Annotated in this window: 19 protein-coding genes; 2 read left to right on the forward strand and 17 right to left on the reverse strand. The window is 56.6% G+C overall.

The window, feature by feature from the left end:
- Positions 1-95: 95 nt before the first annotated feature.
- The 12 genes from VN24_RS24060 to metH form a co-directional block, all read right to left on the reverse strand.
- A complete protein-coding gene (locus VN24_RS24060) occupies positions 96-1,646 on the reverse strand; it encodes an ABC-F family ATP-binding cassette domain-containing protein (protein WP_045672486.1) in 1,551 nt (516 codons plus the stop codon).
- 85 nt (positions 1,647-1,731) lie between these two features.
- Positions 1,732-3,411, reverse strand: a complete 1,680-nt coding sequence (locus VN24_RS26630; protein ID WP_148505298.1) for a serine/threonine protein kinase — start codon at positions 3,409-3,411, stop codon at positions 1,732-1,734.
- Between the two features lie 241 nt (positions 3,412-3,652).
- On the reverse strand, positions 3,653-4,669 hold the full coding sequence (locus tag VN24_RS24070) for an SAM-dependent methyltransferase (RefSeq protein WP_045672487.1): 1,017 nt from the start codon (positions 4,667-4,669) through the stop codon (positions 3,653-3,655).
- Positions 4,666-5,475: an ABC transporter ATP-binding protein gene (locus VN24_RS24075; protein ID WP_045672488.1), complete on the reverse strand. Its 810-nt coding sequence runs from the start codon at positions 5,473-5,475 to the stop codon at positions 4,666-4,668. Before VN24_RS24075 ends, VN24_RS24070 begins: the two co-directional genes overlap by 4 nt.
- 2 nt (positions 5,476-5,477) lie before the next feature.
- Positions 5,478-5,819 carry a cyclic-phosphate processing receiver domain-containing protein gene (locus tag VN24_RS24080; RefSeq protein WP_045672489.1) on the reverse strand — a complete coding sequence of 114 codons (342 nt, stop codon included), beginning with the start codon at positions 5,817-5,819 and terminating at the stop codon, positions 5,478-5,480.
- Positions 5,816-6,658, reverse strand: coding sequence for a deoxyribonuclease IV (locus VN24_RS24085; protein ID WP_338012201.1), 843 nt, complete (start codon positions 6,656-6,658; stop codon positions 5,816-5,818). Before VN24_RS24085 ends, VN24_RS24080 begins: the two co-directional genes overlap by 4 nt.
- 6 nt (positions 6,659-6,664) lie before the next feature.
- The gene (locus VN24_RS24090) at positions 6,665-7,480 is read right to left on the reverse strand and encodes an Fpg/Nei family DNA glycosylase (RefSeq protein WP_045673660.1); all 816 of its coding nucleotides are present in this window, start codon (positions 7,478-7,480) and stop codon (positions 6,665-6,667) included.
- A 45-nt stretch (positions 7,481-7,525) separates the two neighbouring features.
- Positions 7,526-8,365 (reverse strand): TIGR01457 family HAD-type hydrolase, encoded by an 840-nt coding sequence (locus tag VN24_RS24095; RefSeq protein WP_045672490.1) that lies wholly within the window; start codon positions 8,363-8,365, stop codon positions 7,526-7,528.
- Positions 8,362-9,852 carry a ribonuclease H-like domain-containing protein gene (locus VN24_RS24100; protein ID WP_052703130.1) on the reverse strand — a complete coding sequence of 497 codons (1,491 nt, stop codon included), beginning with the start codon at positions 9,850-9,852 and terminating at the stop codon, positions 8,362-8,364. Before VN24_RS24100 ends, VN24_RS24095 begins: the two co-directional genes overlap by 4 nt.
- Positions 9,849-12,131 (reverse strand): DEAD/DEAH box helicase, encoded by a 2,283-nt coding sequence (locus VN24_RS24105; RefSeq protein WP_045672491.1) that lies wholly within the window; start codon positions 12,129-12,131, stop codon positions 9,849-9,851. Before VN24_RS24105 ends, VN24_RS24100 begins: the two co-directional genes overlap by 4 nt.
- A gap of 206 nt (positions 12,132-12,337) precedes the next feature.
- Positions 12,338-13,264, reverse strand: coding sequence for a ribonuclease Z (gene rnz / locus VN24_RS24110; RefSeq protein ID WP_045672492.1), 927 nt, complete (start codon positions 13,262-13,264; stop codon positions 12,338-12,340).
- Between the two features lie 315 nt (positions 13,265-13,579).
- The gene (gene metH / locus VN24_RS24115; RefSeq protein ID WP_045672493.1) at positions 13,580-17,020 is read right to left on the reverse strand and encodes a methionine synthase; all 3,441 of its coding nucleotides are present in this window, start codon (positions 17,018-17,020) and stop codon (positions 13,580-13,582) included.
- 151 nt (positions 17,021-17,171) lie between these two features.
- On the opposite strand from metH, the gene VN24_RS24120 reads away from it, so the two are divergent.
- On the forward strand, positions 17,172-17,714 hold the full coding sequence (locus VN24_RS24120) for a 1,2-dihydroxy-3-keto-5-methylthiopentene dioxygenase (RefSeq protein WP_045672494.1): 543 nt from the start codon (positions 17,172-17,174) through the stop codon (positions 17,712-17,714).
- An 82-nt stretch (positions 17,715-17,796) separates the two neighbouring features.
- Here VN24_RS24120 and VN24_RS24125 read toward each other — a convergent pair whose 3' ends face one another.
- The 5 genes from VN24_RS24125 to VN24_RS24145 all read right to left on the reverse strand — a co-directional run bounded on the left by VN24_RS24125 (position 17,797) and on the right by VN24_RS24145 (position 21,026).
- Positions 17,797-18,582 carry an HAD family hydrolase gene (locus VN24_RS24125; RefSeq protein ID WP_045672495.1) on the reverse strand — a complete coding sequence of 262 codons (786 nt, stop codon included), beginning with the start codon at positions 18,580-18,582 and terminating at the stop codon, positions 17,797-17,799.
- Between the two features lie 34 nt (positions 18,583-18,616).
- Positions 18,617-19,117 carry a hypothetical protein gene (locus tag VN24_RS24130; protein WP_045672496.1) on the reverse strand — a complete coding sequence of 167 codons (501 nt, stop codon included), beginning with the start codon at positions 19,115-19,117 and terminating at the stop codon, positions 18,617-18,619.
- 52 nt (positions 19,118-19,169) lie between these two features.
- Positions 19,170-20,156, reverse strand: coding sequence for an aldo/keto reductase (locus VN24_RS24135; RefSeq protein WP_045672497.1), 987 nt, complete (start codon positions 20,154-20,156; stop codon positions 19,170-19,172).
- Between the two features lie 163 nt (positions 20,157-20,319).
- Positions 20,320-20,514, reverse strand: coding sequence for a DUF896 domain-containing protein (locus tag VN24_RS24140; RefSeq protein WP_045672498.1), 195 nt, complete (start codon positions 20,512-20,514; stop codon positions 20,320-20,322).
- Between the two features lie 149 nt (positions 20,515-20,663).
- Positions 20,664-21,026, reverse strand: coding sequence for a LysM peptidoglycan-binding domain-containing protein (locus VN24_RS24145; protein WP_045672499.1), 363 nt, complete (start codon positions 21,024-21,026; stop codon positions 20,664-20,666).
- A gap of 189 nt (positions 21,027-21,215) precedes the next feature.
- Here VN24_RS24145 and lexA point away from each other — a divergent pair, with 189 nt between their 5' ends.
- A complete protein-coding gene (gene lexA / locus VN24_RS24150; protein ID WP_045672500.1) occupies positions 21,216-21,836 on the forward strand; it encodes a transcriptional repressor LexA in 621 nt (206 codons plus the stop codon).
- Positions 21,837-21,919 lie beyond the last annotated feature (83 nt).

Consider the following 21,919-nt stretch of genomic DNA (forward strand, 5'->3'; position numbering starts at 1 on the left):
AGAAGGACGCTATCTGTTATGCGCAAAGCAGCCTAAAAGTTGAAGAATCTTTTTCATCTATCGTAAAAAGAACGGCAGTCGCAATCAAACGGAGCTTAAGCGTTCATCGACCACGTCTCCACGTCCCACACCTTGGTCACCCAATCCTCGTAAAAATCGGGTTCGTGGGAAACGAGCACAACCGTGCCCTTGAACGCCTTCATTGCGCGCTTCAGTTCTTCTTTGGCCACAACATCCAAGTGGTTGGTCGGCTCGTCAAACGCAATCCAATTGCTTTCGCGCAGCATCAGCTTGCACAGCCGCACTTTGGCCTGCTCGCCGCCGCTGAGCTGATTCAGGTTGCGGGTAATATGCTCGTTTTTCAAGCCGCAGCGAGCCAGCGCGGCGCGAACTTCATGCTGGTTCATATGCGAAAATTCGTTCCACACGTCGTCCAGCGGCGTCATTTGCTGCGCCTTAACTTCCTGCTGGAAATAAGCCGGCAGCAAATAGTCGCCGTGGTAAACCGTACCCCCGAGCGGTTCGATCACGCCGAGAATCGTCTTCAGCAGCGTCGATTTGCCGACGCCGTTGCAGCCGACGATGGCGATTTTGTCTCCGCGTTCGATCAGCATGTCCATCTTCGGCAGGAGCGGCCGGTTGTAGCCGATGAGCAGCCCGCTGGCCTCGAACACCGTCTTGCCGCTCGTCCGGCCCTCCTTGAAGTTGAACGTCGGCTTGGCGGCTTCTTCCGGACGGTCGATCCGTTCGATCCTGTCAAGCTGCTTCTCCCGGCTCTTCGCCCGGCCGGAAGTGGATGCGCGCGCCTTGTTGCGCTGGATGAAATCTTCCTGCTTGCGGATATAATCCTGCTGCTTCTCATACGCATCGATATGCTGAGTTTTATTGATTTCCGCCATCTCCAGAAACTTCTCGTAGTTGCCGGTATAACGATTAAGCTTTGCAAATTCGAGATGATAAATAACATCGACGATCTGGTTCATAAAGGAGGTGTCATGGGAAATCAAAATAAAGGCATGCGGGTAATTGCGCAAATAACCGGCAAGCCACGAAATATGCTCATCGTCCAAATAGTTCGTCGGTTCGTCCAGAAGCAGTACGGTCGGTTTTTCCAGCAGCAGCTTTGCCAGCAGCACTTTCGTGCGCTGCCCGCCGCTGAGCGCGGCGACGTCGCGTTCCAGTCCGATCGCGTTCAAGCCGAGACCGTTAGCCATTTCATCGACCTTCACGTCCAGCAGGTAGAAATCGCCGATTTCCAGCTCCTCCTGGATTTCGCCCATCCGTACAAGCAGCTCCTCCAGCTTGTCGGGATCGGCATCGCCCATCGCTGCGGTTACTTCGCCGAGCTCCTGCTCCAGCTTAAGCAGCGGCAGGAAGGCTTCCTTCAGCACATCGCGGATCGTTTTGCCAGGTGTCAGCTTCGTATGCTGGTCCAGATAGCCGTACTGAACCTTGGGCGTCCATTCCACCCTGCCCTCGTCTTTGAGCAGATTGCCCGTCAAAATATTCATCAGCGTCGATTTGCCGGTGCCGTTGGCACCGACGAGCCCGACATGCTCGCCAGGCAGCAGACGGAACGAAACGTCCTTAAATAATACACGGTCACCGAATGTATGGGATAAATGTTCAACTGTAAGCAAACTCATTGCTGAATCTCCGTTTCTGTATAAACTTGTTCACATAGAATGAATCCCGACTATTGTACCATACGTTGAGGGTTAATGGATATTTTCATCGCAAATTGGGCGTTTCCGTTTGTTGTTTGCGCACCATATCGACGATCAGTCCGGTCACCCGTCCCAGCGCCCGGCCTACCGGCGCATACAGCTTGGGCGCATCATTCAGCCAGCCGCCGCTCCAGAGCTGCCGGTTCCATTCTCCGGTCGGCAGATGAGGCACGACGGCCGCCGGCGCGGACGGCAGCAGCCGCAGCCACTGTTCCCGCTGGGGAAATGCGGCGTCTTTGTTCGCGATCCATACCGTTTGCCGTCCCGCCTGCTCCCTCTCGCGGACAAGGTCGCGCATGACGCGCATCCGCTCAATCGTCCATCTTGCGGGGTTCGGATCGGCAACGACAACGAGCAGATCGGACGCAAGCAGCCCGTCTCTTCCGCTGCCGCCGAGCCAGCGCGACGAATAATCGACGACCGCCGCCGCTTCCCGCAACCCTGCCGCTAGCAGACGAAATTTCAAATCGTCATCCCGGCTATCCGTTTGCCTTGCGTGCGGCAGCAGCGTTTTCCACGTAACGCCTCCGTTTTTCCAGCCGGCATAACGGCTGTCCGCCTCAGACGGGTGCCCGCCCGGAGGGGAATGCCTATCTCCGCTTAGCAGCGCGTACCACTCCGGCTCGCAGACGGGGGCTTCAACCGCGGCGCAAGGAATTCGTTTATCCGCCAGCATATGAGCGAGCGTGATCGCAATGAATGTGGCCCCCGCGCCGGGGGAGATCGAGGCGACGGCTGCGGTCGGCGCAGTAATTGCGCCTTCGGCAGCGATATGGCCGGGCAGGATCCGTTTGGCAGATTGCCCGCGGTCCGCTACTGTCCCGGAATCGTACCACTTCCGCGGTCTGCGCTCCGCTTCGGTCGCGGGATCGTACCACTTCCGCAGCTCCCGCTCCGCTTCCTCCATCGTCCTGTACCGCAGCTCCTTGCGGCCGGCTACCATCGTTTCCAGCACATCGTTCAGTGGCTGCGGGATGCCCGGAAGGCAGAGGTCCCCGTCCTCCGCCCGGTAATGCCGTCCGCCGCTCAGCAAATAAACGAGCAGCGCGCCCAGTCCGTACACATCCGTCCGCTCGTCGCTCTGCCCTTCCCCCGCCTGCTCCGGCGCGGCGAAACCGGGCGTGCCGAGCAGAGCCGTATCTCGAAGCGAGCCGTCCTTGTAAGTGCGCGCAATTCCAAAATCGATCAAACGGACGTTTCCACGTGAATCAATCATAATGTTAGACGGCTTCAGGTCCCGGTGCACAATCGGCGGATGCTGCCGGTGCAGGTACGTAAGCGCTCCGCACAGCTGCAGCGCAATCGACAGCGCTTCCTTGAGGGGCACTGCGCCTCCCGATGCGCGAAACCGCTGCTCCAGCGTGACGCCGTCGATGTAATCCATTACCATAATTTCCATCCCGTCTTCATCAGGCGGAAAATAATCGAGCAGGTGCGGCAGATGCGGATGGCTGAGCCGCATCAGCAGCTCCGCTTCCTCCGCGCAGCCGCTCCTGTCGGAAAGGTTAACGGCATGCGTCTTTAACGCCCTTAATTTTCCTTGCAGCCGCAAATCCTCGGCGGCATATACACGGCCCATTCCGCCCTGTCCGATCAGGCAGCTGATGCGGTAACGTCCTCCTACGAGCGTTCCAATATCGAGCAGCCGCTGTTTCCGGGACCACTCGCGATTATCGTGATTCATCGGATCATCCTCCTTGCGAATTATGCATGAGCCGGCGACCAGGCTTATCCGTCTGGTGTCAATAAAAAAAGCATCCCGAAACCGGCGCGGCTGCCGCGCGGCTTCGGGATGCTTTCCCGTTCGGAAGTTTTTTCTAAGCACTTTGATCTGCTTCCGAGATTACCTTCAATCAGACTATATCTTCTTGCTTATTTCCTTGCTTACTTCTTGCTTATTCCAGTGCTTCTAAGAATCCTTCGACTTACTTCTTCGTCAAGTAAAGCGTAATTTCCTCCCGGTTGTGAAAAAGCTGCTTCGCCCTGTTTACCGTAAAGGACTCTTCCAGCTTCGCGATTACGTCCCGGATCGTTTGCAGCGGCTTGCGGTGCATCAGCTTGACGGTGACGATCGCTGCGGCGCCGGCTTTCAGCGACGGCGTCAAATCGAGCACCAGCCTGCACATTTGCATCGGACTCCAGCTCATGTCGCAAACGAGCAGATCGAAAGTTTCCGGGACAAACTTAACTTCGGAGGCGTTCTTTTTCAGCACGGTCAACGTCCGGTACTGAAGCAGCGAAGGATGCAGCTCGGCCGGATCGACGGCCGTCACGCGCAGTCCCCTTTCGAGCAGAAGCGACGTCCAGCCTCCCGGAGCTGCACCGATATCGAGCGCTTCGGAAAAGTCGGCATAGTTAAGCCCGAACTCCCGCTCCGCTTCCAGCAGCTTAAATTTCGCGCGCGAAATCTGGCCCTCTTCGCGCTGAAACCGGACCGCCCCTCCTGGCCAGTCCGAAAGCATGTCTGCAACCGAGCCGATGCCGATATACAGCTGTTCGCGGCCCGCATAGACGGCGACGAGCATGTCCGGCGACCTGACCTCCGGCTCCGCGCCGCTTTCCGCCAGCACCGCGTCGAGCACTGCTTTCGTATCGGCCGCGGAATAAGCAAACGGACTGCCTTCCGCGCGTCTGACATGAATTCCGGTCCGTTGTCCTTCCAGCTTGGAGCGGGAAAGCCGGACCGCGTCCGACAGCCAGTCCAAATCGTCGGCGTCGCCGGAGATTGTTCTCGATCCGTCAACAGGCTGCAAATAACGCAAAAAAACAGGCTCGCTGCGATGAATTTCCGTCAGCACCTCCTGGCGATCGAGCGGTATTTCCATCTTGAACGTCTCACCCGGAGCCAGCTGCGAAATATTCATCCCCTGGAAACGTTTGCGCAATTCCTCCATCGCATAGGATGCATAATTCCGGTTAGCCGTTCCAATCCAATGACTCACTTTATCCCTCCGCTTTCCGGCTTTACTTTCAGCCACGGCCGTCCATAACTCCAGTCCACCTCCAGCGGGAGCCCGTAGGCGCGGCTCAGCACTTCCGGGGTCAGCACTTCGGTTTTGGGACCGGCGGCGATCACTTCCCCGTCCGCAATGAGCGCAACGTGGGAGAACATCGGCATAATTTCTTCCATATGATGCGTCACATAGATGACCGTCATCCTGCGGGAAGCAAGCTTCTCCGTCTCAAGCAGCAGCTTTTCACGCTCATACAGATCAAGGCCCGAGCACGGCTCGTCCATAATAAGCAGCTCCGGCTCCGACATGAGCGCGCGGGCGAGCAGCACTTTTTTGCGCTCTCCCTGCGAAAGTGTCCCGAAAGGCTGCAAAGCAGCAGCTCCAAGACCGACTTCGTGCAGCAAACCGACCGCTTTGAGGCGTACTTGTTCCGGAATTTCCTGATAAAAGCGTAAAAACGCATATTCGCCGGTTGCGACCACTTCCCACACCGGGTCGCTCAGCGACAGCTTTTCGATGAGCGACTGGCTGATGTATCCGATCCGCTTGCGTACTTCCCTCACGTCGCACTCGCCGAACCGGCTGCCGAGTACGTCGACCGTTCCCGAAGTCGGAAACATATAACCCGTCATCATCTCGAGCAGCGTCGTTTTTCCGGAACCGTTGCGCCCCAGAATGACCCACTGTTCACCCCCCGAAATACGCAGGCTCGCCCCATTCAAAATCGTCCTCTCATCGCGCTGCAAAACTAAATCGTTCATGTCCACAACCGTTTGCGGCGATTGTTCCCCCATCTTCATATCCCCCGTCCTTCGGCCACCTCGCGCAGCCGCTCCTCCCGCATCGGACCTCCGAACAGCTTTACGCCGTCCGGAATATGTCGGGATAACAGCTCATACATCTGCATGCGGCCGGCATCGCTGGAAGTATGCAAGTAAATTTCCTGCGGATATTTCCCGATCTCCACCAAATGCCTGGCGACTTCATATCCTGTCGGCTCTCCCCAGCCCAAATCGTAATCCAGGGACAGAACGCCGATCGGACCTGCTTCGATCAGCAGCTTGCATTCTTCCGCCGTTTTGGCAGCCGTAAACCCTTGCGGGCATTTGCGGAAATCGTCCAAATAAACATGAATCAAGCCCGGTTCCCCCATTCCTGCATCGTCTTCAGCTGAGCTTTATGCGTCCCGTCGCCATCCGGCGCCGTTTCCAGCACAAAAGGCGCTTCCCGCAGCGCCGGAAGCGTGAGCAGCCAGCGCAGACCCGCCTCTCCGATCAATCCGCTCCCAATCTGCGCATGCCGGTCGCGTTTGGATCCGGACGGAAACAGCGAATCGTTGAAATGAACGGCCGCTATTTCCCGGAGCACGCCAAGCTTCTCCGCGGTTTCCGCCCATTTCGCATCCGGGTCGCCCTTCCAGACGCCGCTGGCGAACAAGTGGCACGAATCGAGACAAAACCCGATCCGCTCCGGATTTCGGCTCAAATTCCGGACTTGCGCAAGCTCTTCAAACGTCGTTCCCATATTCGCATGGTCGCCGGCCTGATTCTCAATAAGCAGCTTGGCGCTGCCGTTCCAGTTCGACGTAATTTCGTCCAGCGCGGCGATGATGTTGCGGTAGCCCTGCAATATATCCGGTCCTTTGTAGATGCCGAAATGAACGACGACGCCCACCGAGCCGCACGCCTCGGCAATGTCCAAATCGTTCAGCAGCGACAAAACCGTCCGTTTCCGCACGCCGTCGTCTTCCGACGCCAAATTGCAAGGATATGGCGAATGCGCGACCGAGACGATCCTGAGGCTCCGCGACAAAGAAGCGCAGCGTCCGGCATCTGTGCGGTCAAACGTTTTCGGCGCAAGCGATCGCGGGTTTTTCGGAAAATATTGAAACGATCCCGCTCCAAGCCGCTGCGCTTCCTTTACGGCGGCGGCATAACCTTTGCGGATGCTCAAGTGACTGCCGTACCGCATGGGCATCGCCGATCACCGTTCCTTCTGGCAGCTTGGACAGAAAAACACTTTGCGTGAGGACACCTCATGCTGCTCAATCGTTCCGCCGCAGCGGTAGCAGATCTCTCCCGGCCGGTCGTACACTTTGCAATCGTCGTTGTAGCCGCCCGTCAGCTCGTCGCCGGCATAAAGCGGGTGCTCCATATAACCGCCCTTGGATGCGGCCTCTTGGAGCATCGTATGCATGCCGGCGTACAGCCGCTCGAACGACTCCGGCGTCAAGCCGGTCAGCTTCGCATCCGGTCTTAGAGCGGCTTCATAAGCGATCTCGTCGGCATAGCAATTGCCGATGCCCGCAATGACCCGCTGGTCGACGAGCGCGGTCTTCAGCGTCCCGCGCTTGCCTTTGAACCGTTCGCGGAACCGCTCCAGCGTGAGCCGTTTGTCGAACGGCTCGGGTCCGAGCTCGGACAGCTTCGCATCGGCTTCTTTGGCGGACAGCAGATGCAAGTAACCGAGCCGCAAACCGATAAAATACAGATTGCCGCTCGGAAACGAAAGCGTCACTTGAACGGTCCGCTCCGGACGCTGCTCTTCCGTTCCGTAAAACAGCCAGCCGCCCAGCATCAAATGGAGAACGAGACGCTCACCGTTGTCGAGGTGAAAAAGAAGATGCTTGCCCCTGCGCTCCACGAACCAGACGCTTCGTCCGATCAGGCGCTGCCGGAATTGCTCCGGTGCGATATTGATTGATTTGTCTCTTGTAACTTTCGCTCCGACGATTTGCTGCCCCGCAATCCGTTCGCCGAGCAGCTGTCGGTAATGTTCCATCTCGGGGTATTCCGGCATGAATGCTTCTCTTCCCTTCTTTGCTGTTTGCTGCATTTGTTACTCTTATGACCTCATGAAAGAGGAAATATACGACATAAGCTCGGATAAATCGCCGCAAATAACGTCCGGCTCGCATCCGGCCGCTCTGGCATACTGTTCATAGTTGCCGCGTGTCGTCAGGCCGGTCAGCACGAGAATCGTCCCGCAGTCCGCCGCTTTGCCCGCCGCAATATCGGTCGCCATATTATCGCCGACGACCCACGTCTCTGCCGCATCCATCCCCAGCTCGGCAAGCGCATAATCCATCAAAATCGAGGACGGCTTGCCGATGACGACCGGCTTCTTGCCACCGGCCGCCGCGATCATCGCGCCGATGGAGCCGGCGCCGGGCTTAAGGCCGGATTCCGTCGGCAGCAGCAGATCGGGGTTGGTCATGACGAAGTCGGCGCCGCCGAGAATCGCCGCAACCGCCTCTGCCGCTTTTTCATATGTAAAAGCCCGGTCGATCCCCTGCACGACCACATCGGCTTGACGATCGACAACATTTAATCCTGCATCTAGAAGCGCGTCCCGCAGTCCGCTCTCGCCGATGACCAGCACCCGCGCACCCGGCCGCTTGTCCGCCACGTAGCGCGCCGCGGCCTGCGCCGACGTGCACACGTCCTGCGGCTGCGCGTCGATTCCCATCGTTTGCAGCCGCTTCGCCACCGTCTCCGGAGCGGCCGATGAATTGTTCGTCACAAAGCGGTAAGGGAGGCCGATTTCGTTCAGCCGGCGGATCAGCATGTCCGCTCCCGGAATCGGGACGCCGCCATGATAGATGGTGCCGTCCAGGTCGAGCAGCAGCCCTTTCAGCGGGCGGCTCTCCCCCTTGCCGCTTCCGCCGCTTAATCTGTTGTTCAACGAATGAGTCCCCCAGTCTTACGGAGCAGCCGCTCCTTCCGTTTGCGCAGCGCCTCCAGCTCGTCTCTCCGTTTGCTCCCGTTTTCCCTGCGCATGAGTGCCGGATTGCGCACGGCCAAGGAGAGAGCGACGGAGGCAAAAGTAAGCGCCTTGCCGAAATCTCTGCATTTATGCTCATAATACATCGCCAGCTCAACATGAGCCGACCAGGAAGGAATGGCGGCTTCTTCCATCGCAGCTGCGGCTTTCTGCCACAATAACACAGCCCGCTGCCAATTGCCAGCTTTCTTGTCGCGGGCCGCAAGCGGCAGCAGCGTCGAAGGGGATACCGCTTCCGCTGCGGTAACCCGCGCATATAACGCTTCCGCCTCCTCGCGGCGCCCCATTTTCTCCAGCCACAGCCCGGTGCGCAGCATCTCTTCCGGCTCCGACGGCGCCTGAAGCTCGCGGCCGATACCTCCGCCCAGCAAATGGCCGAAGCGGATGGCAAGGACAGCCAGCGACAGCATGTCCAGCTCGTTGTGCCTGAATACGCCCGCCAGCGGCTCGGGATTTCCGTCGGCCAGAAACTGAAAATAAATCGACGGCGCCAGCGAACCGGGAACGTCCTCCCCGCGTTCGATGCCGAGCTTCTCTTCTTCCACATGGCTCAATCTGCAGGAGACGAGCGTATTGCGCCAAATGCTGCGGGACGGGTGGAGCAGGTCCAGATGAAGCGGCCGCCAGATGCCGCGGCCCATCCCGTTCATGATGAAACGGTTCTCCATAACCGGCCAATCGAACGTTTTGCCGTTATAGGTGACCAAATAGCGGAACTTTGCCAGCTTCTCCGTCAGGTGACCCAGCATCGCCCGCTCTTCGGCCGGATGACGGATCAAATACTGTTCCACGACAAAGCTGCCGCCCTCGGCATAAGCGATGCCGACCATAAACGGCACATTTCCCGCCCCGACGCCGAGACCGGTCGTTTCCAGATCGAGAAAAAGCACCTGCTCCGCCTGCAACAAATCGTCGTCGCCGCTTTGTCCTCCGGTCCTGGTGCTTTGTCCGTCAGCTGCGGCCCTGGAATGAATAGCGGCCAAACGACCGGCGACCGTCCCCCATTCCGACAGACTGTGGTGGCCGTGGCGATGAAACAGCGGGTAAATCGTTTTGCGGAGCAAAAACTCGCCATATGCATTGCCCGCCATGCGCACCCCAAGCCGCCCCCACCTCGGATCGAGCTTCTCCGCGGCTGCATGTGTGTCATCCGTATCCCGCGCCGGCTCCTCCGGCAACCGGTTGCCGGTCTCCGGCGAAATTTCCGCCGCCTCCCAATTAGGCGCCTCCATAATAGGTTCCAGCGCCATCCGATCGTGCGGCCCGGGCAGACTTGCCTGTTCCGCTTCCATTTGCTCCCGAGCGCGCGATGCGGCTTCGGCTCCTTCCCGCTCCCGCTCGCCTGATAGCCCGCGCAGCCGGTTCATTCTCTCCCGCAGGCCGCTCATAGTGCACCCGCCTCCTCGATCAGCTGCAGCGCTTGCGACTTGCCGAGTAGTCCGACTTCCTCAATCGGGCCGACGCACGCCGGACAGCCGCTGAGACAGGTGCACGATTGAATCACCGACTTCGCCTGCCGCAGCAGCTCGTCATGCACTTCAAACAGCCGTTCACTCAGGCCCACTCCGCCCGGATAACGGTCGTAGAAGTAGATCGTGGGGCGCTGCGTATGCACCGCCTTTACCTGCGGCACGACCCGGATATCCATCGGGTCGCACATTAAATAGAGCGGTGCGATGTGGACGAGCACGTTGGCCAGTCCGAGCAGCGCAAACTGCATCTCGTTCGTTCCTCTGCGGGAAGCCGCCTCCTCGCTGAACGAGAACCAGTAGCCTGTCGTATGCAGTTCCTCCTCGGGGAGATGGATCGGTCCCGACCCGATGTTCTCATGCGTGCGCAGCCGGATTTTTTTGAAAATCGTCGGCTTCGCATTGACCGTCACTTCTCCGTACTGCCGCAGCAGTTCCCCGCTCTGCCGCTCCTTGTCCATATGGAGCACCTTCAGCTCAACGGCCAGACTCGCGTCCGTATAGTAATCGACGTTCACCTCGCGCACGTACGCTTTTTTCTCCGGGTAATCAAGCTTCTCGACCTGGTACTGCACCCCTTCGTGAATGTAGATCGCTTCCTCGTGCACAAGCGTCGGGGCGCTGAACCGGTCCACTTCTCCAAGCACGCGGCTGCCGTTTGTCATATCGATAATGATGACATTCTCCTGCGCGGCCGAACGAAGCGATATGTTATGGGCCGGAAACGACTGCTCCATCCAGTACCAGCGGCTGCCCGCCCGGTGCAGCACCTTTTCTTCGACGAGAAACTCGAGCATATCCTCGAGCCGCTCCCCGCCGAACGTTTCCCCGGCCTGAAACGGCAGCTCGTAGGCGGCACATTTCACATGGTCGATCAAGATGAGCAGGTTATCGGGATGGATGAGCGCGCGTTCGGGAGCCCGGTTGAAAAAGAAATCCGGATTCTGGATCATATATTGATCCAGCGGATTGCTGCTCGCCACCATGAAGGTGACGGAGCTCGTTTGCCGGCGTCCGGCGCGGCCTGACTGCTGCCACGTACTGGCGACCGTTCCGGGATAGCCGTTCAGCACGCACGCCTGCAGCTGGCCGATGTCGATTCCGAGCTCCAGCGCGTTCGTGCTGACGACGCCGCGGATTTCGCCGCTGCGCAGACCGCGCTCGATTTCCCGCCGCAGCTTCGGCAAATAGCCGCCACGGTAGCCGCGTATCGAAGGCGCCTCCACTTTATCGCGGATTAGATCCTGCAGATACGTGAGCAGCAGCTCCACCCGCACTCGGCTGCGGGCGAAGACAATCGTTTGCACGCCCTGCTGCAGCAGCATGCCCGCCAGCTTGCGCGTTTCCAGCACGCTGCTGCGGCGGATGCCGAGCTGGCGGTTGACGACCGGCGGGTTGTAAAAGACGAAGTGCTTCTCGCCCATCGGAGCGCCGTTGTTATCGATCAGCGCGACCTCTTCCCCCGTCAGCCGCTCCGCATGCTCCCGCGGATTGTCAATCGTTGCGGACGCGCAAATAAACTGCGGATTCGAACCGTAGAAACGGCAAATCCGCTTCAACCGCCGGACCACGTTCGCCACATGGCTGCCAAACACACCCCGGTACGAATGCAGCTCGTCGATAATGATATAGCGGATATTTTCAAACAGCTTCACCCACTTCGTATGATGAGGCAGAATCGCCGAATGGAGCATATCCGGATTCGTAACGACGATATGGCCGGCGTTGCGGATCGCCTGCCGCACCGTAGGCGGCGTATCCCCGTCGTAGGTGTGCGTTTTAATATCCACTTCCATTAAATCCGCCAGCTCCTGCAGTTCCGCCACCTGGTCCTGCGCCAGCGCCTTCGTCGGAAACAGGTAGAGCGCCCTTCCCGCTTCATGCTCGAGCAGCGACTGCAGCACCGGCAAGTTATAGCAAAGCGTCTTGCCCGATGCCGTCGGCGTAACCGCGACGACGTTGCGTCCGGCGCGTACAGCCCGGTAGCAATCGGACTGATGCGTATACAGCTCCCCGATGCCTTTCTTCCGCAGCGCGGCGGCCAGCCTCGGGTCAAGCTCCTCCGGCAGCGCTTCGCATCTGGCCTCCCGCGGAGGAATCGTATGCCAATGGGTTACGTTGTCCATCAGTTCGGGCTGTTTGCGCAGCTCGTGCAGCCATTCGTCGAGATCGGCCGCTCTCCCCGTCCAACGATTCATTTCCCCATCCCCATTTCATCGTTTCATAGTCGTTTAGAGTCATGAATTTATTTTACAGAATACATGTTCGCTCCGCAACGATTTATCAGCTCCTCCCTCTAAACTAGTTCACGTCCTTCCCTTTTTCAGCCGCAAAAAAAGCCCCTTCCGAAAGGAAGAGGCCCCGCAGCAGCCGCGAAAAAGGTGACATAATAGGAGTTACGTTGTTATGTTTTCGATTCGACCTTGAACACCTTGAAATCGGCTGCGGCAAAAGAATTGGGAAACACGCGCCGCGCTTCCAGCTCCAGCGACGGCAGATCGGCATGGGAGTAGCGGGAGCTGAAATGGGTCATCAGCAGCTGCCCGGCACCGGCCTCCCTGGCCGTTACCGCCGCTTGAACCGTTGTGGAATGTCCGTATTTGTGCGCCTTTTCCTCCATTCCTTCACGGAACGTCGCCTCGTGCACGAGCACGTCCGCGTCTTTCGCCAGCACGACGGCGCAATCGCACGGGATCGTATCCCCGAGCACTGTAATGATTCTTCCTTTCACAGCAGGTCCGACCACATCTTCGCCCTTCACGAGCGTGCCGTCGTCCAGCGTCACCGTTCCGCCCGCCTTGAGCCGGCCGTAAAGCGGTCCGGGCGGAACGCCGAGCGCTTTCAGCTTACCGGTCAACAGAGGGCCGGGCTTGTTTTTCTCGGTGAACCGGTACCCCCAGCTCGGAACCCGGTGCTTTAGCGGCGCCGCTTCCACCGTCATGCATTCATCCTTGTATATGACGCCCTCGGCTAATTCTTCGACGATGAGCTCGTAATCCAAAGCGGAGGAGGTATGCCGGAACATATCGTGCACCAGTTCCTTTACGCCTTCCGGGCCGAACAGGCGCAGCGGACCGGAGCCTTCATGGTAGGAGCGGCTGCTTAACAGCCCCGGAAGTCCGTATACGTGATCGCCGTGAAGATGCGTTATAAAGACCGCCTCAAGCTTGTTCAGCTTAAGCGGCGTTTGCAGCAGCTGATGCTGCGTCCCTTCGCCGGCATCGATCAGCCAAAAGCCGCCGCATTCCTGCGGCAGCATCAGCGCGATGGAGCTGACGTTGCGTTCTTTAGCCGGACGACCCGCCCCCGTTCCAAGAAACCGTATTTCCATTGCTGTCCGTACCTCCGTTTCAAAGCAAAAATCATCGCGAGCACGCGCACCCGATCCGTCTAATCAAGCCGCTTTGCCGGCCGGCTCGTTACGGCTCTTTCAGCTTACTAGTATGAGTATACCCAACCGCTGCAATGACGTAATCCGCCCGCTGCCTGCAGCCCTTTTTCGCATGAAGAAAGAAATCATGAGAAAAAACTCCAACCGGAGTCATTCTCATTCGAAGATGAGCGACCGCGGTTAGAGGAGGATGTGGTAAAAAAAACCCGCTGCCGTGCAAATGACGGCAGCAGAGGCTGATTGGTCAAAAACGGCTTACGATTTATCCACGTTAAAATACTGGGCTTCCGGATGGGCGAAGACCATCGCCGATACGGATGCTTCCGGCTCCATCATAAACCCTTCCGTCAGTTGCACCCCGATATCCTCCGGCTTCATCAGCTCGAACAGCGGCTCCTGATCTTCCAGATTCGGGCAGGCCGGATAGCCGAACGAGACGCGAATTCCCTGATAGCGGGCGCCGTGCCGCTGTTTCATCGTCATTTCCGGCGGATCCGGATAGCCCCAAACGTCGCGCATCCGGTGATGGATCCTCTCCGCCATGCCCTCCGCCACTTCAAGCGCCACGGACTGCAGCGCATGGGAGCGGAGATAGTCGCCCTTGTCTTTCCACTCTCCGGACAGCTCGCGCACGCCTTCGCCGGCCGTCACGACCAGGAAGCCGACGTAGTCCATCACGCCGCTGTCCACCGATTTCAGGAAATCCGCCAGACACAAGTAAGGCTCCACCTGCTGGCGCGGGAACGTGAACCGTTTGATTTCCTTCGTGAAATCTTGCGGATCGTAAATAATAATGTCGTTTCCTTGCGACTGCGCCGGGAAGAAGCGGTACATGCCGTGCGCTTTAATAATGCCTTCCGCAGCGGCTTCGCGCAATATGCCGTCCACCGTTTCTTTCAGCTGCACCGTCTTCTCGTCGCCCGCCTCGAGCAGCTTTTCCACGCTGCCCCTCACGCCGAGGTGATGTCCGAGCAGCATCTGCATGTTCACATAAGGCACGATGTGCGGAATCGGAACGTCTCTGAGCACATGCCGGTCCAGATCCGGCGGAACGAATACCGGCGCATCCTGCGACACGTTCGAGCGGACGGCGCGCGTCAATGCCGGAAGCGGCGCCTTCTCCTCTTCGGCGGCTCCTCCCGAAGCTTTAAATTCCGCATGCTCCCGTTCAAGTCTGGCGCGGTGGTCCGGGTCCATCAGCTTATTGGCGATATCAAGCCCGTCCATTGCGTCTTTGGCGTACATGACGAGCCCGTCGTATTCCGGACCGATCCGGGTTTTCGTAAACTTCCGGGTCAGGGCCGCGCCGCCGACAAGAATCGGCACGTGAATATCGGCGTTGCGCAGATCCTGGGCCGTAACGACCATCTGCTGCGCCGATTTGACGAGCAGGCCGGACAGGCCGATCGCGTCCGCTTTTTCTTTGCGGTACGCTTCGATCAGCTGCTCCGGCGGCACTTTAATGCCGAGGTTGACGATTTGGTAGCCGTTGTTGGACAAAATAATTTCCACGAGGTTTTTGCCGATATCGTGCACATCGCCTTTAACCGTCGCCAAAATAATTTTACCTTTCACCGACGTTTCGTTTTTCTCCATGAACGGCTCCAGGTGAGCAACCGACGCCTTCATCACTTCCGCGCTCTGCAGCACTTCGGCCACGATCAGCTCGTTATTGTTGAACAGCCGCCCGACTTCCTCCATTCCTTTCATGAGAGGGCCGTTAATGACTTCCAGCGGCGAATATTTGGTCAGCGCTTCGTTCAGGTCGGGCACAAGCCCTTCCTTCGTGCCTTCCACCACGTACGATGCAAGGCGCTCTTCCAGCGTCAAATTGGACACTTTTTCTTTCTTCGACACTTTCTTCTCGCGGAAGGCGGCAACGAAGGCGGCGAGCGTCTCGTCGTTCGTGCGGTAAATCAGATCTTCGGCCAGCTTGCGCTCCTCCTCCGGAATGGAGGCGTAGCGTTCCAGCTTCTCCGTGTTCACGATCGCGTAATCGAGCCCCGCCTTCGTACACTCGTACAAATAAACGGAGTTCAGCACTTCGCGGCCGGCTTCGGGCAGACCGAACGAAATGTTGCTGATGCCGAGTATCGTCTGGCACTCCGGCATTGCCTGCTTGATGAGCCGGATCCCTTCGACCGTCTCCTCTGCGGAACCGATGTACTGCTCGTCGCCCGTACCGACAGGGAACATGAGCGGGTCGAAAATAATGTCTTCCGGGTTCAGCCCGTACTTGTTCACCAGCAAATCGTAGGAACGCTTGGCAACCTCAAGCTTGTCTTCCCGCTTGATCGCCTGACCGCGCTCGTCGATCGTGCCGACGACGACGGCCGCGCCGTATTTGTGCACGATCGGCACGACATTCTCGAACTTTTCTTCGCCGTCCTCGAGGTTGATGGAATTGATGATCGCCTTGCCCTGCGAATATTTAAGGGATAGATCGATTACCTTCGGATCGGTCGTATCGATGACGAGCGGCACTTTCACCTTTTTCACAACCAGCTCCAAAAATTTGACCATATCGTCCGCTTCGTCGCGATCGGGGTCCTGAAGACAGACGTCGATGACGTGCGCGCCGTTCTTCACCTGTGCACGGGCGATTTCGGCCGCTTCCTCGTATTTGCCCTCCACGATCAAACGCTTGAATTTGCGCGAGCCGAGCACGTTCGTCCGCTCCCCGACCATATAGGGGCGGTTTTCGGGCTCAATATAAACCGTCTCGATGCCGGACACGGCCGGAGGGTGTACCCCTTCCTTGCGCCGCGGCTCATACTGCGCCATCGTCTCCGCAAGCGCCCGGATATGGTCCGGCGTCGTGCCGCAGCAGCCGCCGGCCATATTGAGCCAGCCGGCCTGCGCGAACGCGCTCATCTTTTGGGCCAACGTTTCCGGCGATTCATGGTAATTTCCGTTCTCATCGGGAAGTCCCGCGTTCGGGTAGCAGCTGATGGCCGATTTGGCAATCTCGCTCAAGGAACGGATATGGTCGCGCATAAATTCCGGCCCGGTCGCGCAGTTAAGCCCGATCGATATCGGCTTTAAATGCTCCAGCGAAATATAAAACGACTCGATATTTTGACCGGCAAGTGTCGTGCCCATCGGTTCGATCGTGCCGGAGATCATAATCGGCAGCTCGCGTTCCAGCGTCTTGAACGCCTTGCGGATCGCGATGCTGCCCGCCTTTACGTTCAGCGTATCCTGCGACGTTTCCAGCAAAATCGCGTCGACTCCGCCTTCGACAAGCGCAAGCGCCTGCTCGTAGTAGCTGTCCACGAGCTCGTCGAACGTTACACCGCCTGTAACGGAGAGCGTTTTCGTCGTCGGGCCGATCGCGCCGGCAACATAACGCGGCTTGTCCGGAGTCGAATATTTGCGGGCCGCTTCCACAGCAAGCGCTGCCGCAGCCAAGTTGATTTCACGCGCTTTCTCGGGTATATCGTATTCAGCCAGAACGACGCTCGCCGCTCCGAACGTATTGGTCTCCAAAATATCGGCGCCGGCTTCCAAATATTGCTCATGAATGCGGCGGATCACATCCGGTCTCGTCAGGACGAGCATTTCGTTGCAGCCTTCAAGCTCTTCGCCGCCGAAATCTTCGGCATGTAGATCCGCCTGTTGGATCATCGTGCCCATTGCACCGTCGAGGATGAGTATCCGCTGCTGCATCATTTCTTGTATTGTCGGTTTCGACACTGCCTACACCCTTCCCAAAAATCGTTAAACACTAGTGTATCAGAATAACAACCTTGTGAAAAGATGCAACATCGACAACAGCCTATTTTTGGATTATAATAAGAGGTAGAAATCTAATCAGTTAATTTTGATAGGAAAAGAGGGAATAATAATGGCTGAAATCGTCATTCGCAATACGCAGGAGCGCATTAAAGGGGAAGAAAACGTTTTGGCGTTTCTCGATAAGCAGGGTGTTTTGTACGAGCATTGGGATGCGGGCAAGCTGGACGCTTCGCTGCAAGAGAAATTCGTTCTTTCCGATGAGGAAAAACAACAAATTTTGAACACCTTCGATTCGGAGATCCGCGATTTGGCAGGACGCCGCGGTTATAAAACGTGGGATATTATCGCACTTTCCGACGCCACGCCGAATTTGGAAGAACTGCTTAAAAAGTTCGAATCCGTGCATACGCACACAGAAGATGAAGTTCGCGCCATTACGGCCGGACGCGGCATTTTCGTCATCAAGGGCGACGAAGAGACGGGATACTTTAACGTCGAGCTCGAAGCCGGGGACGTCATTTCCGTGCCGGAAACGATTCCGCATTTCTTTACGTTGATGGATAACCGGCAAATTGTCGCCGTCCGCCTCTTTATCGAAACCGAAGGCTGGATCGCCCATCCGTACGAGGATCCGACCTTCCAAAAAGCTTAATCCGTAGCTTCGGCAATTATAAATGCAGCAAACAGCCCGTCTTCTATCCAAGAGAAGACGGGCTGTTTGCCATTTCCGTATCTTATTGGAGCAGCGGAATCAACTGTTCCAGATGGGAGATTTCATGATCGGGCACAATGTCGTCATTGCGCGTTTTGCCGTCGCGGTTGACCCATACCGAAGTCATCCCGATCGTGTTGGCGCCGAGAATATCGGTCGTCAGCTTATCGCCGACCATAATGCCGTCCTCCGGCTCGATTCCGAGCCGCTCGAGCGCGTGCCGGAAGATGGAAGCCGCCGGCTTGCCTTCCCCGAACTCGCCGGAGATGATGATTTCGTCGAAGTAAGGCGCCAGCTCTGGCACTCCGGCCAGCTTCTCCTTTTGCAAATCGGGCGATCCGTTCGTCAGCAGCAGCAGCTTATATTTGCCCTTGAGCGCGTCCAGCAGACGGAACGTCTCCTCATAAACGATCGGTCTGCTGCGGCGCTCCGCCGGGAACATTTCGGCAAGCTCAGCACCGAGAGCTTCATCGTCGACGCCGAGCGACTTGAGACCTTTGGTCCAGGAGTCTTTGCGGTAACCGGGCGCGAGCGCTTCAAGCTGACGGAACGACGGATGGTCTCCGGCCCGGAACAGGGCCCACAATCCTTCAAACGGGTTAATGCCGATCATTTTCGTAAACGCAAACGTTTCATACGATTCATACAGCTTGCGGGCTTCGCTGCGAACCGCTTCTTCCAGCTTGAGATAAGGAATGGCTGTCTTTTCTTCCGCATATTTGCATGTCGCCTCAAAAGCTTCTTTTACGCTTCGCTCATCCCAGAGCAGTGTATCGTCCAAATCAAACAGAACCGCTTTTTTCGCCATTGCCGTTTCTCGCTCCATACGTTGTAATTTTTAGTTATCTTTCTTCAAACGTGATGTTATGCAGCTTTGCAAAGCTGCTCAGACGCTCTTTCATCTCATCGACGGGATAACGGTACAGCAGCCGCGAGAAGACCCAATTGGCCCCTTTAACCGGCTGGATGACAACATACCCCGGCTGTACCGAAATCGCTTTAATGTTTGCCGGCTGCAGACGGCGGTCTCCGAACATTCGGCGGGTCTGCACATAATCGGCGCCGACGGCCAGATAAGGCCTGCGCAAATAGAACATCAGCGCCAGCAGCAAATAAAGGCCGATCGTCGTCCAGGTCGTTCCCACGTTTTGTGTCGAGCCCGTAGATAAAAAGGCATAGACAGCAATGATCAGCAGGAGCACGATCGGAAAAATGTAGTTTCGGCCGCGAAAGCGGTCTACTTTTTCAGAATCGGGAACAAGCTGCCCCAGACCCTGTTTCTTTCTTTTTTGATTCATTTGCGCCGTATTGCGGCGCACCTTGCGTTCCCACGATCGTGACAACCGGGTTTCCTCCCTAATAAATGTGGTTGATTGCAGCCGTTAACGGCGTTAACTAAATCGAGCGTCTGAACTTCTCCAGAAACCGCTGCGGATATTCGACCGGCAGGGCGCTTGCAGCGTCAAGCTTGTCCCATACTTCCTGCGGCATTTCCCAGCCGGCCGCTCCGATATTGTCTTCGAATTGGGCCATCGTGCTTGCGCCGAATATCGGTGACGTAATGCCCGGCCGCTGAATGAGCCAGCGGAGCGCAATTTGCGCGGGCGTACGTTCCAGCTCGGCAGCCGCGCCTTGGACAGCGTCTAAAATGCTGAAATTTTTCTCTGTCGCCCGCAGCGGCCACGAGCTCTCGCCAACTTTACCGGCCAAGCGTCCCGATTCCGGCTCCTCCCTGCCGTACCGGCCGGTCAGAAACCCGCCGCCGAGCGGAGCCCACGGAATAACGCCTACGTTTTCTTCCAGACAAAGCGGCATTACTTCCCGATCCATTTCCCTGCTGACGAGACTGTATTGGGGCTGAATCGAAATAAAGCGGGACAACCCTTTGAAATCGCTAAGGCCGAGCGCTTTCATCAGCTGCCATGCCAAAAAGTTGGAGCACCCGACATAGCGCACTTTTCCGGACGAAACCAGATCGTCGAGCGCGCGCAGCGTTTCTTCGATCGGAGTTGCATAATCCCAGACATGCACCTGATAGAGGTCGATATAATCGGTCGCCAATCGATTCAAACTCGCCTCGACGCTTTCCATAATATGTTTGCGGGAAAGTCCGGCTCCATTCACATGGTCTTCGACCTGCATCCGTACTTTCGTGGCAAGCACATATTCCGACCGGCGGCCATTGATCGCCTTGCCGACGATTTCCTCCGAGCGGCCATTCACATAAACGTTGGCGGTATCGAGAAAATTACCGCCAAGCGATTGAAACGTATGAATCATTTCGATTGATTCCGCTTCACTCGTCGTGTTTCCGAATGTCATCGTACCCAAACATAATTCCGACACCGCAAGCCCGCTGCGGCCAAGCAGCCGATACTTCATTCCTCTCTACCTCCCGGCCTGAATATGTATCATCCAAGCGAGCGGTGATCGACGGCCGGTTCAGACCGTATTTCGCTCGCAATATCAGCCCGCTTGAATGGTTACGAATCGAATCGCACCTCAATATGTGATAATAGCGCTGTGTTTACTTTGCTCCGTAACGTTAATGCTTGGTTGATTCGTCTTCGTCTTCCGCCCACTTAATTGTATTAAGCTGGTTGCGGAAATTACGCTTGAAATTGTCCAAATAAAGACGGCGAAGATCATCCCGCTCTTTCAGCTCATCGGAATCGAGACCTACTGCTTTGTTTTTGCGGGAGAGCTCGTTAATACGGGCAATAAGCGTGTCAATATCCAATCTGTTATCCTCCTGTTCAAGACTCATTCCTTTACTTTGACATTACAGCAGCACCCTTGTCAAGAAAGCCAAAAAGAAGCCGTCCGTTTCCCGGGCGGCTTTGCACAGCGGCAATGAAATGCCAAAAATCATTCTTGTAGAAAAAATCATCAGTTTCGAGGCACAATAATCTGTTGTCCGGGCTCGATAACGGAGTTCTTCAAGCCGTTGCGTTCCTTGATTTTGAATATAATTTCCTGTATTCCGCCGTCAAGTCCGCTGTCTTTGGCTATCGACCACAGCGTATCTCCGGCTGTCACCACAACAATCTGTTCACCTGGCAAGGCCGGGTCAGGCTTTACCCCCTGGGCATCGATTCGGACAAGCGTAACGGACAACAATAGTAAGAAAAACAGGGCGGCTGCGATAAACGAGAGAAGACGCAAGCGGATTTTACGTGCATTGGATTTGGCGGGGTTATGATAACGTTTATGGGACTGAATCCCCTTACTGTTGATGGACATCACGAACATGAGCACCACTCCCAAACATTTGTTCTGTCTTTGTTGTTCTGATCATAACACGAACATTTGTTTGTCGTCAATCACTTTTAGAACATTTGTTCCCGGCTAAATGCGAACCTCTGTTTCTCGAACTTATGTTTGTACGAACTCCGGTTCTATGGTATAATTTTGTGCAAATACATTAATGGAGTGATTCAGGTGTCGAAAATTTCCAACCGTCAGCAAGCCATTCTTGATTTCATCAAGAATGAAGTCCGCGACAAGGGCTATCCCCCTTCGGTACGTGAAATCGGCGAAGCGGTCGGCCTCGCCTCCAGCTCCACGGTTCACGGTCACTTGGACAGACTGGAGAAGAAAGGAATGATTCGCCGCGACCCTACCAAGCCGCGGGCGATCGAAATATTGGGTCAGGAATCCGAAGTCGTTGATTTTCCACTGGCGGTAACCAAAATCCCCGTTGTCGGCAAAGTAACGGCCGGCATACCGATCACCGCAACGGAAAACATCGAAGAATACTTTCCGCTGCCGGCACATTATGTCGGAGATCACGACGTATTCATGCTGAATGTTATCGGCGAGAGCATGATCGAAGCCGGCATACATAACGGGGATTACGTTATTGTGCGCCAGCAGGCGACAGCCAATAACGGGGATATCGTCGTTGCGATGACCGAGGATGACGAAGCTACGGTGAAGACGTTCTACAAAGAAAAGGACCATGTCCGTCTCCAGCCGCAAAACCCGACAATGGAGCCGATCATTTTAAAGAACGTAACGATTTTAGGAAAAGTAGTCGGCTTGTTCCGCGACATTCACTAACGGTTTCGTACCGCACAGCTCTTGTCTTTTACCCGCATCAGCCAACAACCCCCAATGACACGCGATCGTCATTGGGGGTTGTT

The organism is Paenibacillus beijingensis, assembly GCF_000961095.1.
In the GTDB taxonomy this organism is placed as follows: domain Bacteria; phylum Bacillota; class Bacilli; order Paenibacillales; family Paenibacillaceae; genus Paenibacillus_O; species Paenibacillus_O beijingensis.